This is a genomic window from Kitasatospora aureofaciens (genome assembly GCF_019192735.1).
Taxonomy (GTDB): domain Bacteria; phylum Actinomycetota; class Actinomycetes; order Streptomycetales; family Streptomycetaceae; genus Kitasatospora; species Kitasatospora aureofaciens_A.
The window spans coordinates 403,184-418,070 of the sequence record NZ_JAHTKP010000002.1; the positions used below are offsets into that span (position 1 = coordinate 403,184).

At 69.6% G+C, this 14,887-nt stretch carries 17 protein-coding genes; 10 read left to right on the forward strand and 7 right to left on the reverse strand.

Annotation, left to right across the window (positions count from 1 at the left end):
- Positions 1-27: 27 nt before the first annotated feature.
- On the reverse strand, positions 28-765 hold the full coding sequence (locus tag KV557_RS03885; RefSeq protein WP_218198218.1) for an LON peptidase substrate-binding domain-containing protein: 738 nt from the start codon (positions 763-765) through the stop codon (positions 28-30).
- 42 nt (positions 766-807) lie between these two features.
- Positions 808-2,382, reverse strand: coding sequence for an oxidoreductase (locus tag KV557_RS03890; RefSeq protein ID WP_218198169.1), 1,575 nt, complete (start codon positions 2,380-2,382; stop codon positions 808-810).
- A gap of 93 nt (positions 2,383-2,475) precedes the next feature.
- On the opposite strand from KV557_RS03890, the gene hisD reads away from it, so the two are divergent.
- The 8 genes from hisD to hisF are packed head-to-tail and all read left to right on the forward strand — an operon-like array spanning position 2,476 to position 8,242.
- Positions 2,476-3,783 carry a histidinol dehydrogenase gene (gene hisD, locus KV557_RS03895; RefSeq protein ID WP_218198170.1) on the forward strand — a complete coding sequence of 436 codons (1,308 nt, stop codon included), beginning with the start codon at positions 2,476-2,478 and terminating at the stop codon, positions 3,781-3,783.
- Complete coding sequence (locus tag KV557_RS03900) at positions 3,780-4,880, forward strand: histidinol-phosphate transaminase (protein WP_218198171.1); 1,101 nt, start codon at positions 3,780-3,782, stop codon at positions 4,878-4,880. Before hisD ends, KV557_RS03900 begins: the two co-directional genes overlap by 4 nt.
- A 6-nt stretch (positions 4,881-4,886) precedes the next feature.
- Positions 4,887-5,480: an imidazoleglycerol-phosphate dehydratase HisB gene (hisB, locus tag KV557_RS03905; protein ID WP_218198172.1), complete on the forward strand. Its 594-nt coding sequence runs from the start codon at positions 4,887-4,889 to the stop codon at positions 5,478-5,480.
- Positions 5,477-5,629: a hypothetical protein gene (locus KV557_RS03910; RefSeq protein ID WP_218198221.1), complete on the forward strand. Its 153-nt coding sequence runs from the start codon at positions 5,477-5,479 to the stop codon at positions 5,627-5,629. The genes hisB and KV557_RS03910 overlap by 4 nt, the downstream gene beginning before the upstream one ends.
- Positions 5,630-5,659: 30 nt before the next feature.
- The gene (gene hisH / locus KV557_RS03915; RefSeq protein ID WP_218198173.1) at positions 5,660-6,295 is read left to right on the forward strand and encodes an imidazole glycerol phosphate synthase subunit HisH; all 636 of its coding nucleotides are present in this window, start codon (positions 5,660-5,662) and stop codon (positions 6,293-6,295) included.
- A gap of 17 nt (positions 6,296-6,312) precedes the next feature.
- On the forward strand, positions 6,313-7,038 hold the full coding sequence (gene priA / locus KV557_RS03920; protein WP_218198174.1) for a bifunctional 1-(5-phosphoribosyl)-5-((5-phosphoribosylamino)methylideneamino)imidazole-4-carboxamide isomerase/phosphoribosylanthranilate isomerase PriA: 726 nt from the start codon (positions 6,313-6,315) through the stop codon (positions 7,036-7,038).
- Positions 7,035-7,475, forward strand: a complete 441-nt coding sequence (locus KV557_RS03925) for a RidA family protein (RefSeq protein ID WP_218198175.1) — start codon at positions 7,035-7,037, stop codon at positions 7,473-7,475. The genes priA and KV557_RS03925 overlap by 4 nt, the downstream gene beginning before the upstream one ends.
- The gene (gene hisF / locus KV557_RS03930; protein ID WP_218198176.1) at positions 7,472-8,242 is read left to right on the forward strand and encodes an imidazole glycerol phosphate synthase subunit HisF; all 771 of its coding nucleotides are present in this window, start codon (positions 7,472-7,474) and stop codon (positions 8,240-8,242) included. The genes KV557_RS03925 and hisF overlap by 4 nt, the downstream gene beginning before the upstream one ends.
- A 69-nt stretch (positions 8,243-8,311) precedes the next feature.
- On the opposite strand, the gene KV557_RS03935 is transcribed toward hisF, so the two are convergent.
- From KV557_RS03935 to KV557_RS03955, 5 genes are all read right to left on the reverse strand, one after another.
- Positions 8,312-9,094 carry a VOC family protein gene (locus tag KV557_RS03935; RefSeq protein WP_218198177.1) on the reverse strand — a complete coding sequence of 261 codons (783 nt, stop codon included), beginning with the start codon at positions 9,092-9,094 and terminating at the stop codon, positions 8,312-8,314.
- Between the two features lie 177 nt (positions 9,095-9,271).
- Positions 9,272-10,117, reverse strand: a complete 846-nt coding sequence (locus tag KV557_RS03940) for a GNAT family N-acetyltransferase (RefSeq protein WP_218198178.1) — start codon at positions 10,115-10,117, stop codon at positions 9,272-9,274.
- 84 nt (positions 10,118-10,201) lie between these two features.
- Positions 10,202-10,399 (reverse strand): hypothetical protein, encoded by a 198-nt coding sequence (locus KV557_RS03945; protein ID WP_218198222.1) that lies wholly within the window; start codon positions 10,397-10,399, stop codon positions 10,202-10,204.
- 2 nt (positions 10,400-10,401) lie between these two features.
- Positions 10,402-11,520 (reverse strand): radical SAM protein, encoded by a 1,119-nt coding sequence (locus KV557_RS03950; protein WP_308129757.1) that lies wholly within the window; start codon positions 11,518-11,520, stop codon positions 10,402-10,404.
- Between the two features lie 145 nt (positions 11,521-11,665).
- Positions 11,666-12,388 carry an ATP-binding protein gene (locus KV557_RS03955; protein WP_218198179.1) on the reverse strand — a complete coding sequence of 241 codons (723 nt, stop codon included), beginning with the start codon at positions 12,386-12,388 and terminating at the stop codon, positions 11,666-11,668.
- 192 nt (positions 12,389-12,580) lie between these two features.
- Here KV557_RS03955 and KV557_RS03960 point away from each other — a divergent pair, with 192 nt between their 5' ends.
- Positions 12,581-13,933, forward strand: coding sequence for a tetratricopeptide repeat protein (locus tag KV557_RS03960; protein WP_218198180.1), 1,353 nt, complete (start codon positions 12,581-12,583; stop codon positions 13,931-13,933).
- A gap of 30 nt (positions 13,934-13,963) precedes the next feature.
- Positions 13,964-14,464 carry an NUDIX domain-containing protein gene (locus tag KV557_RS03965; protein ID WP_218198181.1) on the forward strand — a complete coding sequence of 167 codons (501 nt, stop codon included), beginning with the start codon at positions 13,964-13,966 and terminating at the stop codon, positions 14,462-14,464.
- Positions 14,465-14,887: the final 423 nt, after the last annotated feature.

The following is a 14,887-nucleotide window of genomic DNA, read 5'->3' on the forward strand; positions in this document are numbered from 1 at the left end:
GGGGGCTCCGGGATCGGTCGGGCGGGGTCAGTTGGGGCTGAACGACTGGCGGGTGAGGTCGACCGCGGGCAGTGACGGCAGCCAGGTGAGGACGGCGGTCTCGCGGCGCAGCAGGTCGAGCTCGGTGCGCAGCCGCTGGGCGGTGTCGGGGCAGGCGAGCAGCTGCTGCTTGACCGGGGTCTCGAACACCGAGGCGGCGGCGACCAGGTAGGAGAGCACCTGCGGGTCGTCCGGGAGCTCCTGGCGGCCGACGGTGCTGGCCTCGCGGGCGCCGGCGAGGCGCTTCTGGTAGGCGCGGAAGGCCCGCTCGACCTCGGAGCCGAGGGCGCCGGAGCCCTCCCCCGGGCGTTCCTCGATCGGCTCGATCTCGCCGGTCAGGTACGGACCTGAGGTGTCGACGGAGCGGAGCACGAAGCGGGTGGTGCCGGTGACGAGGAGTTCGTACCGGCCGTCGGGCTGCTCCTCGACGGAGGCGATGTCGGCGACGCAGCCGATGTGGAAGATCGCCTCCAGCGGGTCCCCGGTGAAGGTGCCGAGGCCGTCGAGCGGGCCGGCCGGGCCCTCCTCGGGGCGCACCGGGGCGACCTCGCGGCCGTCCTTGATGGCGAGCACGCCGAAGCGGCGCGGTTCGTCCTCGGGGTGTTCGAGCAGGTCGGCGACGAGACGGCGGTAGCGCTCCTCGAAGACGTTCAGGGGCAGCACGAGGCCCGGGTAGAGCACGATGTTCAGCGGGAGGAGCGGCAGCCGTTCTGTCACGGCGGACAGCGTAGTTCCCCGGGCCCTGCGCTTGTCGCGCGGTTAACGGGGTTATCCGCGCTGGAGCATCCTCGTGGCGCCGGCGACGACGGTGCTGGCGAGCACCCAGCCGACGATCACCAGGCCGGCGGAGATCCACTGGGTGAGGCCGCCCGGATTCCAGGCCCCCTGGTTGAGGTCGACGATCGGCAGCAGCTGGTTGAGCGTGTACAGCACCGGGTTCCAGTGCGGCATCTCGTCGTGCTTGAGCGGTTCCAGCGGGTGGGTGGCGAAGTAGATGCTGCCGAGGGCCCAGGCGAGCAGCAGCCACAGGGCGGCCCGGCCGGGGCGGAAGCCGTAGCCGACGGTGACGTCCTGGAGCCTGCCCCAGGCGCGGGCGGGCAGCGGGAGGGTCGCGTAGCGGCGGCGCTGCTTGGCGTACAGCACCTCGCGGGCGTCGTCGTCGGCGCCGTCGCGGCGCAGTGCGGTGGCGAGCTGCTCGTAGGACTCGGGCTGGTACTCCACCGTGGAGCCCTCCAGCCAGGCGATGCGCTGCTGGACGGTGAACGGCGCGACGGGGCGCAGGCACTCGTAGACGAAGCCGGTGAGGCCCAGGTGTTTGCCGCGCGGCCAGGCGTCCGGGGTGTCGACGAGGTTGCCGATCCGGGCGCGGGAGAGCGAGACCGGGCCGGTGGGCCGGACCCGGCAGGTGAAGCGCAGTTCGGGGGTGTGGATGCGGCGCAGCGAGAGCTCGTCGTCATCCTCCAGGTGGAATTCGCCGGAGATCAGGCAGGCGCCCTCGAAGCGGGCGTCGGACAGCCGCACCTGGCCGTGGGCGCGGAACGGCGTGCCGGGGGCGCCCGGGGGCGGGTTCTGGCCGTAGCCGGAGCCGTAGTAGCTGCGGGAGCCGAACCAGCCGCCGTCGGGGGAGCTGGTGAGGTAGCAGGTGTGGCCGACGGTGATCCGGACGGCGTTGAGGCAGATCCGGTTCTGCGGGACGGCGTACAACTGGGCCCCGCGCAGGGAGAACCGGCCGCCGATCCGGGCCGTGCGCAGGCTCAGCTCGCCGTGGACCTCGATCCGGTCGGCCTCGAAGTCCTGGTGGACGGCCATCCCGTCGGCGGAGACCGCGCGGCCGAACCGGTCGGCGCCGAGCACGGTCTGGTTGAGCAGCAGGTCGGTGCCGATCTTGGCGTCGGTGAGCCGGATGCCCTCGGGTATCCGGCAGCGTGCGAGGTGGAGGTCGCCGGTGGTGTTCAGCCGGGAGGCCTCGATCCGCGGTATCAGGCAGTCGACGAGGCGCAGGGTGCTGGCCTCGGCCTCGGAGATCAGGATCTTGTGGTCGAAGCGGCAGCCGTACAGCTCGACGTACTGGTTGATCCGGCCGCCGGCGAGGTTGAGCGCGCCGGTGACGTTGACGCCGTTCATCCGCAGGGAGGAGACCCGGCCCGGGGCCGCGGTCGGCCCGGCCAGCAGCAGGCGGGCCAGCACGTCGGCGCGGACGGTGCGGTCGGGGCCCCAGGCGGCGTCGCCGAAGGGGTCGTCCTCGTCACTGTCGCGGCAGCGGCAGTCGAACACGTTGCCCTGGCGGAAGGCCTCCCAGAGCTCCTGCTCGGTGTCCGTCCAGTCCTCTGGCGCCTGTTCCACCACGGTTTCCCCCGTCCCCCGGTCGTCTCGCCCTTCGTATCACGGACTGAAATGCGGGACCAGTGCTTCCGGCCACTCCTTACACTGGGTGGCGTGATCTCTCGAATCGACCTCCGCGGCTCGCTGGACGACCCGCGTGACCTGCTGCCCCGTGCCGAGTTCGACGTGGCGGCCGCCCTGGAGAAGGTACGGCCGATCGCCGAGGACGTACGCCATCGTGGGGTCGCGGCGCTGATCGAGATCACCGAGCGCTTCGACGGCGTGCGGCTGGAGTCGACCCGGGTCCCGGCCGAGCAGCTGACCGAGGCCCTGGAGACGCTGGACCCGAAGGTGCGGGCCGCGCTGGAGGAGTCGATCCGCCGGGCCCGCGCCGTGCACGCGGACCAGCGCCGCACCGGGCACACCACGCAGGTGGTGCCGGGCGGAACGGTCACCCAGCGCTGGGTGCCGGTGGACCGGGTCGGCCTGTACGTGCCGGGCGGGCTGGCGGTGTACCCGTCGTCCGTTGTGATGAATGTGGTGCCGGCGCAGGAGGCGGGCGTCCAGGGCATCGCGGTCACCTCGCCGCCGCAGAGAGAGTTCGACGGCCGGGTGCACCCGACCATCCTGGCGGCCTGCGCGCTGCTCGGCGTGGACGAGGTGTACTCCGTCGGCGGTGCCCAGGCGGTCGCGATGTTCGCGCTCGGCACCGAGGAGTGTGCGCCGGTGAACATGGTCACCGGCCCCGGCAACATCTACGTGGCCGCCGCCAAGCGCTACTTCGCCGGCCGGATCGGCATCGACTCCGAGGCCGGCCCGACCGAGATCGCCGTCCTCGCCGACGACAGCGCGCTGCCGAGCGACGTCGCCGCCGACCTGATCAGCCAGGCCGAGCACGGCCCGACCTCCGGCTCGGTGCTGGTCACCGACTCGCCGGCGCTGGCCGACGCGGTCGAGGCCGAGCTGGCCGTGCAGGTCGAGAGGACCAAGCACAGCGAGCGGGTGGCCGAGGCGCTGGGCGGCAAGCAGTCCGGCATCATCCTGGTCGACGACCTGAAGCAGGGCCTTGACGTCGTCAACGCCTACGCCGCCGAGCACCTGGAGATCCAGACCCGGGACGCGCACGCGGTGGCCGCCCAGGTCCGCAACGCCGGCGCGATCTTCATCGGCCGCTGGACCCCGGTCTCGCTGGGCGACTACGCGGCCGGCTCCAACCACGTGCTGCCCACCGGCGGCTGCGCCTGCCACTCGGCCGGCCTGTCGGTGCAGACCTTCCTGCGCGGCGTCCAGGTCGTCGAGTACGACCGGGACGCGCTGGCGGACGTCGCCGCGCACGTGGTCAACCTGGCGAACGCCGAGGACCTGCCCGGTCACGGGGACGCCATCAAGGCTCGCTTCGACTGGACGGTGCCCGGCTCGTGACTCGTATCGACGACCTCCCCATCCGGGACGAGCTGCGGGGCCAGTCCCCGTACGGCGCACCGCAGTTGGACGTGCCCGTCCAGCTGAACACCAACGAGAACCCGTACCCGCTCCCCGACGAGCTGGTGGCCCGGATCGCCGAGCGTGTCGCCGAGGCCGCCCGCGGCCTCAACCGCTACCCCGACCGGGACGCGGTCGAGCTGCGCGACGGTCTGGCGGCGTACCTGGCCCGTACCACCGGCTTCCCGGTCGAGCGCGCGCAGGTCTGGGCGGCCAACGGCTCCAACGAGGTGCTCCAGCAGCTCCTCCAGACCTTCGGCGGCCCCGGCCGCACCGCGCTCGGCTTCGAGCCCTCCTACTCGATGCACGCCCTGATCTCCCGGGGTACCGGCACCGCGTGGATCTCCGGCCCGCGCAACGACGACTTCACCATCGACGTGGACGCCGCCCTCGCCGCGATCGCCGAGCACCGGCCGAACGTGGTCTTCGTCTGCTCGCCGAACAACCCGACCGGCACGGCGGTGGACGCCGACACCGTGCTGAAGCTGTACGAGGCCGCGCAGGCCGCCCGGCCCAGCCTGGTCGTCGTCGACGAGGCCTACGTCGAGTTCTCGCACCGCGCTTCGCTGCTGCCCCTGATCGAGGGCCGCCCCAACCTGGTGGTCAGCCGCACCATGTCCAAGGCCTTCGGCGCGGCCGGGCTGCGCCTGGGCTACCTCGCGGCCGACCCGGCCGTGGTGGACGCGGTGCAGCTGGTCCGGCTGCCGTACCACCTGTCGGCCGTCACCCAGGCCACCGCGCTGGCCTGCCTGGAGCACACCGACACCCTGCTCGGGTACGTCGGCCGGCTCAAGCAGGAGCGCGACCGGCTGGTGGACGCGCTGCGCGGGCTCGGCCTGGAGGTGACCGACTCGGACGCCAACTTCGTCCAGTTCGGCCGCTTCGCCGACACCCACGCGGTCTGGCAGGCCATCCTCGACCAGGGCGTCCTGGTCCGCGACAACGGCGTCCCCGGGTGGCTGCGCGTCACCGCCGGCACCCCCGCCGAGAACGACGCCTTCCTGGACGCCGTTTCCACTGTGATCAAGGAGCTGTAACCCCGTATGTCCCGTATCGGACGCGTTGAGCGCACTACCAAGGAGACCTCGGTCCTGGTCGAGATCGACCTCGACGGCACCGGCAGGACCGACATCTCCACGGGCGTCGGGTTCTACGACCACATGCTCGACCAGCTCGGCCGCCACGGTCTGTTCGACCTCACCGTCAAGACCGACGGCGACCTGCACATCGACACCCACCACACCATCGAGGACACCGCCCTCGCGCTCGGTGCCGCCTTCAAGCAGGCGCTCGGCGACAAGGTCGGCATCTACCGCTTCGGCAACTGCACGGTGCCGCTGGACGAGTCGCTCGCCCAGGTCACCGTCGACCTCTCCGGCCGCCCCTACCTGGTGCACACCGAGCCGGAGAACATGGCGCCGATGATCGGCAGCTACGACACCACGATGACCCGGCACATCCTGGAGTCCTTCGTGGCCCAGGCGCAGATAGCGCTGCACGTCCACGTGCCGTACGGCCGCAACGCCCACCACATCGTCGAGTGCCAGTTCAAGGCGCTCGCCCGGGCCCTGCGCTACGCCTCCGAGCGCGACCCGCGCGCGGCCGGCATCCTCCCGTCGACCAAGGGTGCGCTGTGAGCAAGACCGCGATGATCCTCCTCTTCGTCGGGCTCTTCCTGGCCGGCGGGGTGATCTCGTTCTGGAAGCAGAAGCTGCCCAAGGGCGTCATCCTGGTGCTCGCGTTCGGCTCGGTGATGTGCCTGGCCGCCGGCGTCATGCGCCTCTAGACCCGTAGCAGAGAGACTGGACACCTGAACATGGGCAAGAACGTCGTCGTCCTCGACTACGGCTCGGGCAACCTCCGCTCCGCGCAGCGCGCCCTGGAGCGCACCGGCGCCAACGTCACCGTGACCGCCGACTACGACGCCGCGATGGCCGCGGACGGGCTGCTCGTGCCCGGCGTGGGCGCCTTCGAGGCCTGCATGCGCGGGCTGAAGTCGGTCCGCGGGGACTGGATCATCGACCGCCGGCTCGCCGGGGGCCGGCCGGTCATGGGCATCTGCGTCGGCATGCAGATCCTCTTCGAGAGGGGGGTCGAGCACGGCGTGGAGACGGCCGGCTGCGACGAGTGGCCGGGCACCGTCGAGCCGCTGGACGCCCCGGTCGTCCCGCACATGGGCTGGAACACCGTGGACGTGCCCGAGGGCAGCCGGATGTTCGCCGGACTGGACCCGGAGACCCGCTTCTACTTCGTGCACTCCTACGGCGTGCGGCACTGGGAGCTGGAGATCCACAGCGACCGGCTGCACGCCCCGCTGGTCACCTGGGCCACGCACGGGCAGCCGTTCGTCGCGGCCGTCGAGAACGGCCCGCTGTGGGCCACCCAGTTCCACCCCGAGAAGTCCGGTGACGCCGGCGCCGCCCTGCTGACCAACTGGGTCAACACCCTCTGACCGTCTGAGAGTTACTGATGAGTCGCCTCGAACTGCTTCCCGCCGTCGACGTCCGGGACGGCCAGGCCGTCCGCCTGGTCAAGGGCGCCTCCGGCACCGAGACCTCCTTCGGCGAGCCGCTGGCCGCCGCCCTCGCCTGGCAGAACGCCGGCGCCGAGTGGCTGCACCTGGTGGACCTCGACGCCGCCTTCGGCACCGGCTCCAACTACGCGCTGCTGCGCGAGGTCACCGGCGCGCTCGACATCAAGGTCGAGCTGTCCGGCGGCATCCGCGACGACGAGTCGCTCGCCAACGCGCTCGCCACCGGCTGCACCCGGGTCAACCTCGGCACCGCCGCTCTGGAGGCCCCCGAGTGGGTCGCCAAGGCCATCGCCCAGCACGGCGACAAGATCGCCGTCGGCCTGGACGTCGTCGGCACCACCCTGCGCGGCCGCGGCTGGACCCGCGACGGTGGCCAGCTCTTCGAGGTGCTGGACCGGCTCAACCGGGAGGGCTGCGCCCGCTACGTCGTCACCGACGTCAACCGCGACGGCACCCTGACCGGCCCCAACCTCCAGCTGCTGCGCGACGTCTGCGCCGCCACCGACCGCCCGGTCGTCGCCTCCGGCGGCGTCTCCTCGCTGGACGACCTGCGCGCCATCGCCGGTCTGGTCGGCGAGGGTGTCGAGGGCGCCATCGTGGGCAAGGCACTCTACGAGCAGAAGTTCACCCTCGAAGAGGCCCTGGAGGCGGTTTCAGGATGACCGAACGTCGGATCGTACGCGGCCGGGTCGCCGGATTCTCCCCCTGGGAGGACGAGTTCGGCTACTCGCGGGCGGTCGCCGCGGGTGACCACGTGCACGTCGCCGGCTCCACCGCCTGGGTGGACGGCCGGATCGAGCACGAGGGCGACCCGTACCGGCAGACCCTCGCCGCGTTCGGCGTCGGGCTCCAGGCCCTGGCCGCGTACGGTCTGACGGCGGACGACGTGGTCCGCACCCGGATGTACATCACCCACGTCCGCGACGCCGAGGAGGTGGGCCGCGCCCACCGTCAACTCTTCGCCGCCGCCCGCCCGGTGGCCACCATGGTGGTGGTCGAGGGACTGATCGACTCCCGGATGATGGTCGAGGTCGAGCTCGACGCCTATCGTGCCGGGCTGGCAAAGACCCTGGAAGCCCCGGAAGGCAAACAGCCGTGACCCTCGCAGTACGTGTCATCCCCTGTCTGGACGTGGACGCCGGGCGGGTGGTCAAGGGCGTCAACTTTCAGAACTTGCGCGACGCCGGCGACCCCGTCGAGATGGCCAAGCTCTACGACGCCGAGGGCGCCGACGAGTTGACCTTCCTCGACATCACCGCCTCCTCCGGCGACCGGGAGACCACCTACGACGTGGTCCGTCGCACCGCCGAGCAGGTGTTCATCCCGCTCACCGTCGGCGGCGGCATCCGCGCCGTCGACGACGTCAACAAGCTGCTGCGGGCCGGCGCCGACAAGGTCGGCGTCAACACCGCGGCCATCGCCCGGCCGGAGCTGGTCCGCGAGATCGCCCAGCGGTTCGGGCGGCAGGTGCTGGTGCTTTCGGTCGACGCCCGGCGCTGCCCGCCCGGTACGGAGACCGAGTCGGGCTTCGAGGTCACGACGCACGGCGGGCGCCGCGGCACCGGCCTCGACGCGGTCGAATGGGCGGGCCGCGCGGCCGAGTTGGGCGCGGGCGAGATCCTGCTCAACTCGATGGACGCGGACGGCACCAAGGACGGCTACGACCTGGACATGATCCGGGCCGTCCGCAAGGCCGTCTCCGTGCCGGTGATCGCCTCCGGCGGGGCCGGCAAGCTCGCCGACTTCGCGCCGGCCGTGGAGGCGGGCGCGGACGCGGTGCTGGCCGCGAGCGTCTTCCACTTCGGCGACCTGCGGATCGGCGAGGTCAAGAACGCGTTGCGGGAGGCCGGGCACCCGGTGCGCTGAGTTCTTCCGGCAGCTGGGAGGGCCCGCCGTTTCGGCGGGCCCTCTCGCGTGCTCAGGACTCCTGCGTGCTCAGGACTCCCGCGGCTCGCCCTTGATCAGCGCGAACGGCGCGCCGTGCGGGTCCGCCAGCCAGGCGATCCGGCCGACGTTCGGGACGTCCTCGGCGGGCATCAGCACCGAGCCGCCGGCCGCCGTCGCCTTCGCGACCAGCGCGTCCACGTCGGCGGCCGCGAAGTACGGCGTCCAGGCGGGGGGCTGGTTCGGCTGCACCGTCGGGGCGATGCCGCCGAAGCTGGTGGCCTGCTGGTCGCCCTCGGAGGTGGAGATCACCCGGTAGGACATGCCCGGGGACGGCTCGAAGTTCTCCACCCGCCAGCCGAACAGCGTCTGGTAGAAGGTGAAACCGGCGTCCTGGTCGGTGGTGTGCAGCTCGGACCAGACCAGGGTGTTGTCCTCGGAGACGGCGTCCAGACCGGTGGTCGAGCCGGCCTGCCAGATCGCGAACCGGCTGCCCTGCGGGTCGGCGAGCTGGGCGAAGCGGCCTTCGCCCATGACGTCCATGGGCGGGACCAGGACCATGCCGCCGGCCTTCTCGGCGGCGTTCACGGTGACGTCCGCGTCGGTGACGCGGAAGTACGTCGTCCAGGTGGACGGGTCGCCCTCGTTCAGCGGGCCGACGGCGCCGACGGCCTTGCCGTTCAGCTGGAAGAATCCGTAGCCGCCCGTCTCGGGGCCGGCGGACTGGAAGGTCCAGCCGAAGACCTTGTTGTAGAAGTCGGCGGTGGCGGGGATGTCCGGGCTGCCGAGGTCGATCCAGCAGGGCGAGCCGGTGGGAAAGTCGGTGGTGAGCATAGGTGGTGCCCCTTCGACGGTGAGGTGACCGGGGCGGTTTCCGCTGGGCGCGCACACGCCCCCTCCCCGGCCATCTGAGAGTCTGCACCCGGGCACTGACATCCGCAGCCGGGACACGGCTGAGCTGCGGGTTCGGCGTGTCGGGGGGTGCCTTTGTGCTCCCCAAGCTGTGTGGCTTCAGACACCAGAGGTGCAGACGAACCCGAGGTCGATGAGCCCCTCACTCCGACAGAGGCGGTCGGACGCGCCACCGGCCGTGGTCTGCAGCAACTGGTAGTCGGCACCGTGCTCCTGACCCCAGTGCATTGCCGCCCACCACAGTTGCCGCCCGAGTCCGAGCCCTCGGTACTCCGGCAGGACTCCGAAGTACTGGGGCAGGAGCCGAGCTCGCCCAATCGGGTCGGGCATCGTTTCCATCGGGCCGATGGCACCGGCGACCCGCCCGTTCTGCACCGCGACCAGCACGGGGCCTACGGCTTCGAGCCTGGAGTTCAGGAAGGCGAACCCTTCGCCGGCCAGCTCCTCGGAAAAGGCATTGAAGGTCTTCGCCACGGCTGCGGGTGTCTCGGACAAGACCTCGACCCCGTCGACGGCGGGAGCGGGATTGTCGAAGGTCCTGAGTTGGACTCGGGTGGGTGCGGCAAGGGCGTTCGGGAGCTCCTGGAACCACACGACGCGGGCCTTCGTGGCTCCGTGGAGAGCGGCGAGCTTGGCTGCTGTTTCCTGGGCTTCGAGCAGGTGCCCGGGGGCCCCATAGAGGTGGAGCCGTAGGATTCCGCGGCCAGTGATCGTCGGGATCAGGGTGCGTTCCCGATCCTGGACGATGTCGTCCACCACGACCCACTCGTCCTTGCGGTCCGACCATCGCCGGTCCTTGTCATGGGGCAGAAAGTCACCGGTGCCGGCGACGGCGAAAACGTCTTCCAGTAGCTCCGGGCTCAATACTTCGGGGTGAAGGGGGCCAAGTGTTGGCAGGTACGGCACGGAGATACGGGGGCACATCCAGTCCCAGTGGAATCCCATGGATCCACGCTACTCGGCTCCCACGCAGGGCTCAGGCCCTGATGCGAACCGCGCCAGGGCCTGAGCGTTAGTGACCGACTGTGATCAGTGCGGGTTGTCGTCGCCCGCGTTGCACGAGCACTTGATCGACTCCATGACGTCGTCCAGGTCGGCGACGACGGCGATCTCGGTGACGGGCCGGCCGGGGGTCTGGATGGGCCGCGTCAGGTACGGCAGACGCTGAGCCAGGTCGTCGCCCGGCAGCGGCCGCCTCGGGGAGATTTCGACAGCGACAGCGGTCATGTTCATCCTGCTTTCTTGGTTCCGTGCCGGCAGTAACTTGCGAGTGGTGCCTTCGCCTCCTGGTAGTGCTTGGCCAGGGGCCGGCACACGGTGCACGACCCCGAGAGCTGACAGCCGGAGCAGCCACCAGTGCGAAGCATGAGGCGGTCGGCGATGGCGCCGAGCCGGGCGAGGCCGTTGATCCCCTCGGTGGGCAGGCTGATCTGATCGTCACGGCCGATCTTGCAGATGGACACCAGACCGTGCGGGTCGGTGTGGAAGAAGGTGTGGCCCGCGTTGCACCCGGCGAACGGCTTGCGCATTCGCAGGTGCTCTTTGGACTGCGCGGTCAGGGACTCGGCGCCGCCGTAGATCGTCGGCGTCATGTTGGTGAAGACGTTGTACTCCAGCCCCCACGACCGGCACAGGTCGATCATCGCCTGTTCCTCGTGCGCGTTGTCCTCGGTGACGACGATGCTCATCCGCAGGGGGAGCTTGGCGTGGCGGGCGGCGTTCATCCCCTGGACGAACAGGTCCCAGGCGCCCGGACGTTGCGTAAGTTTGTCGTAGCTGGCCTTCGCGGCGCCGTACATCGACACCGTGACCCGGTAGGGCGGACAGTCCCGGAAGAGACCAAGCAGGTTCTCGCGCCACAGCAGCGAGGCGTTCGTCGAGACCGTGATCATCATGCCCAGCTCGAACGCGGCCCGGTACGACGCGATGAAGTCCTTGTCCACGGTGGGCTCACCGCCGGTGATCTGGAGCCACAGCACACCGGCCTCGGCCATGATCCGCAAGCACGTCAGCTTGTCCGCCAACGACATGCCCGAGTTGACCTTGAGCCCCAGGTAGCAGTGCTTGCACGTGTAGTTGCAGCCGAGGTTGATCTCCCACGACGCCCGGGAGTAACCCCACTGGGAGGGCTGCCGTACGAGCAGAAACTCGCCCGCCGGCCGTCCGTCGACCTCCAGGTCGGCCCACTGCGCGCCCACGGCGTCCAAGAGCCAAGAGGGAGCCACCTGGGCAGGGTCGTGAACGCGCAGCTCTTCGTAGTTGGACTGCGGCAGCCGGAGGCCGCCACGGCTACCGGGTCGTACCAACATGTACTCGTCCAGGAACGAACTGGCGATGAGGTTGTGCACTTTCCCTCCTCTGCTGAGCAATTCGGAGAAGTGCCGCGAGTGGCGGCAGCTCCCCGAGGGCACCTGACCGTCCTCGGGGATGCTCTGACTGGTCTCACGAGGGTGGAGGCCGGCCAAAGTTGGGTTGCCTGACGAACCCAGGCCGTCAGGTGCCGGAGTGGCGCAGGTACGCCTCGGCGGCCGACACGGTGTAGAAGCGCCTGATTCGGTCCGAGGAGCCCGGAACGCGCACGTACTCGTGCTGCTCGCGGTCATAGATCCCCCAGCACTCCAGCAGGACGAAATGGGGGCTCTGGGAGTCGATCAGGCGGATCTCGTACCGAGACAACGTGGAGGGAGCGGTCACCGCGCGACCTTCGCCTTCGGCTCGTTCTTGCGAACCCAGACCTTTGCCCGGGCTTTTGCTGCGTGAACCTGAGTCGCGAAGACAAGTACGGCGAGCCGTGCGTCTCCCGTCACGACCTGGTCGGGCGCCACCTCGAACCACACGACCTTGCCCGCCTCTACCGGGGTACCAGCCCCAGGAGTGCGACAGCGCCTCCACCAGGAGGAGCCCACGCCCGCCGGTGGACATCTCGTCGGTGATCCTGTCCGGAAGCCGCGGACTCGAATCCGCGACCTCGACCCGCAGGCGCATGCCGGTCCACTGGACCGTGACACGGGAGGGCTTTCCGGTGTGCGCAACGGCGTTGGTGATCAACTCGGCGGCGCACAGCTCTACGTCGCGCAGCGACTCCTCGGAGAGCGGTACTGACCAAGATCGAGCCGTGTGTACCACCGACAGCCGGGCGGATCGCACTGTGGCCGTTGCCGGCTGCGCCTCCCAGGTCTCCCGCATCGGGAGCATGGTGCAGTCGTTGGTGTTCATCAGCCCTCCCAGACTGAGGAGTTGATCGGCGCGGCGGTAAAGCAGCCGCTCGGCGGTTCGCCTTGAGAGAGCCGGGGCGCAGTGCTCCGGGGCAGCTCACACTCAGTGAACCGGCCGAACAGCACGATCGGTATGCTTGTCGACACGTAGAGTGGTTTATGCGGTTTACGGCTCCACCTCAGGGGATTGATCGTGGCCACGCGCAAGGAGCCCAACCAGCGCCTCAGGGAGGCGATTTCGACCGCCGGATGGACCTACGAGGCGTTGGCCGGCGCCGTGCGGCGAATCGGTGCGGAGAACGGCGAGACGCTGCTCACCAACAAGTCCGCCGTGGCCCACTGGATCAACGGCGCACAGCCGGCGGGGCAGGTCGGCCAGTACATCGCCGAGGCGCTGTCCCGCCGCTCCGGGCGCCGAATCACGCTGGCCGAACTCGGCTTCGCCACCCCGGAAGAGTCCTTGGCGGTGAGTAGTGATCCGGTCGAGGTGGCTGCCAACCTCGGCCGCGCAGACGTCGAGCGCCGCACCTTCCTGGCCGTTGCCGCATTCACCACCGCAGGTGTGGCCATGCCGCTGCTCTACGACCCCGAGCCGATCTCACGCCTGATTCGGGCTCGGACCGGCATGACTCGTGTCGGTGCGGAAGAGGTCGAAGTCGTCCGACAGATCACTGCCGTGTTCAGCGCGGCGGATGAACGACTCGGCGGTGGGCACGGGCTGACCACCGTGACCGCCTACCTCGCCGACACGGCAGCCCCGATGCTCAACGGTCGCTTTCCCGACGAAAGCACACGGCGTCGAGCGTTCGGAGCGGTCGCCGAACTTGCCTACCTCGCGGGGTGGAAGCACCACGACCTCGGCCAGGAAGGCGCGGCCCAGCACTACTACCAGGTTGGCTACCAGCTTGCTGTGGAGGCGGACCCCCACGGCCACGCCGGATGGATGATGCGTGCCCTGGCCCACCAGGCGCTCAGCCTCAAACAGCCCCACCACTGTGTGGCACTGATCGAGAACGCGCTCGCCCGAAGCGTCGGTCGTGTGGACGGAAAGACCGAGGCGCTTCTCCACATCACCCACGCCCGTGCTTTCGCTGCCACCCGCGACAAGCCCGCCGCAGCGAAGGCACTCCTCGCCGCGGAGAACGCCCTTACCCGTGACGGCGATCCTCAGCCCAGCTTCTCACTCGCCACCGGCCCAGCGGCCGGTACCGTCGCCAGCCACACGGCCCGCACCCTGACTGACCTCGGAGACCATGCAGGAACCGAACAGGAGCACCGCGCTGCGCTGATCCGTTGGGATGCCGAGAAGTACAAGCGCGTTCACGCCCTCACCTACGCAGATCTCGGTGACAGCCTGGCTGCTCAAGCCCGAGCGGACGAGGCGGTGGCGACTTGGGGGCGCGCGCTCGACCTCATGGATGGCATGACCTCGGATCGGACGAGAAAAGCGATCTCCTCAATCCGCCCCTGCCTGGCGATCTACCGTAGACGCGGTGTTCCGGGAGCCATCGACTTGGAGCGCCGCACACGCGAGGCACTGACATGACCGCCGCACCGCAGGAAGGACCCGATCGACGTGGCTCAGCCGACCACTGATCAGACCACCGTTCTCAAGCCCGCCACGGAGTCGATGACCCTGTTGGTCGCTGCCATCATCGTCCACGACCTCGAAGCCCGGCGTGTCGTTCTCCTCCGTCGAGGGCCCAAGGCCAAGTTTGCGCAAGGCATGTGGGATCTGCCCGTCGGTAAGAGCGAACCCGGCGAACCGATCACCGAGACGGCAGTTCGCGAACTCAAGGAGGAGACCGGGCTCGTCGTCACTCCCGACGACCTGCGCCTGGCCCATGTCATCCACGGGGCCCGGGGCGTCGAGGCGCCCAACGGCTTCCTGACTGTCGTTTTCACCGCCCACCGTTGGTCCGGTGAACTCACGAACGGGGAACCCGCCAAGCACTCGGAAGTTGCGTGGGTCGGCGTCGACGCTGTACCAGAGGAATTCGTCTCCACCACCAAGGGAGCTCTGATCAGCTATCTCAACAACGGTCCGAGCATCTCCCTCGACTCGTGGCAGGGTTAGTCGCAGGCTGGGTTTGCCAACACGGTTCCTGTGCCTCGGTGCCCCTGCCTTCAACACATCCCTGCTTCAATTCCTCTTCGTCCTTGTGGGCGGACGGATGCTACGGGTGGTAAGCGAGCCCGCCTCGCCGCCCAGGCGAGGCGGGCGAGCAGATTCAAAGCCCCTCTGATGTTCTGGCGTCCCTTTGGCAATCTTTTGCTTTGGCGATGCCCCCTCGGTGTTCCGAGGGGGCATCGCAACCTGCTGTCACGCCTCGCTGGTTGTGTCGCTGGTTTTGATGCCGGTCTCCTCGTCAGAGGAGGTCGGCACCACTTTCTCTTTCATTTGCCTTCTTCTTGATTGCTTGCGCGTCTCGCCGCCCAGCGAGACGCGCAAGCAATCTTTGAGACTTTCTTTTCGCCCTCTATCTCTGCACCCCAGCCG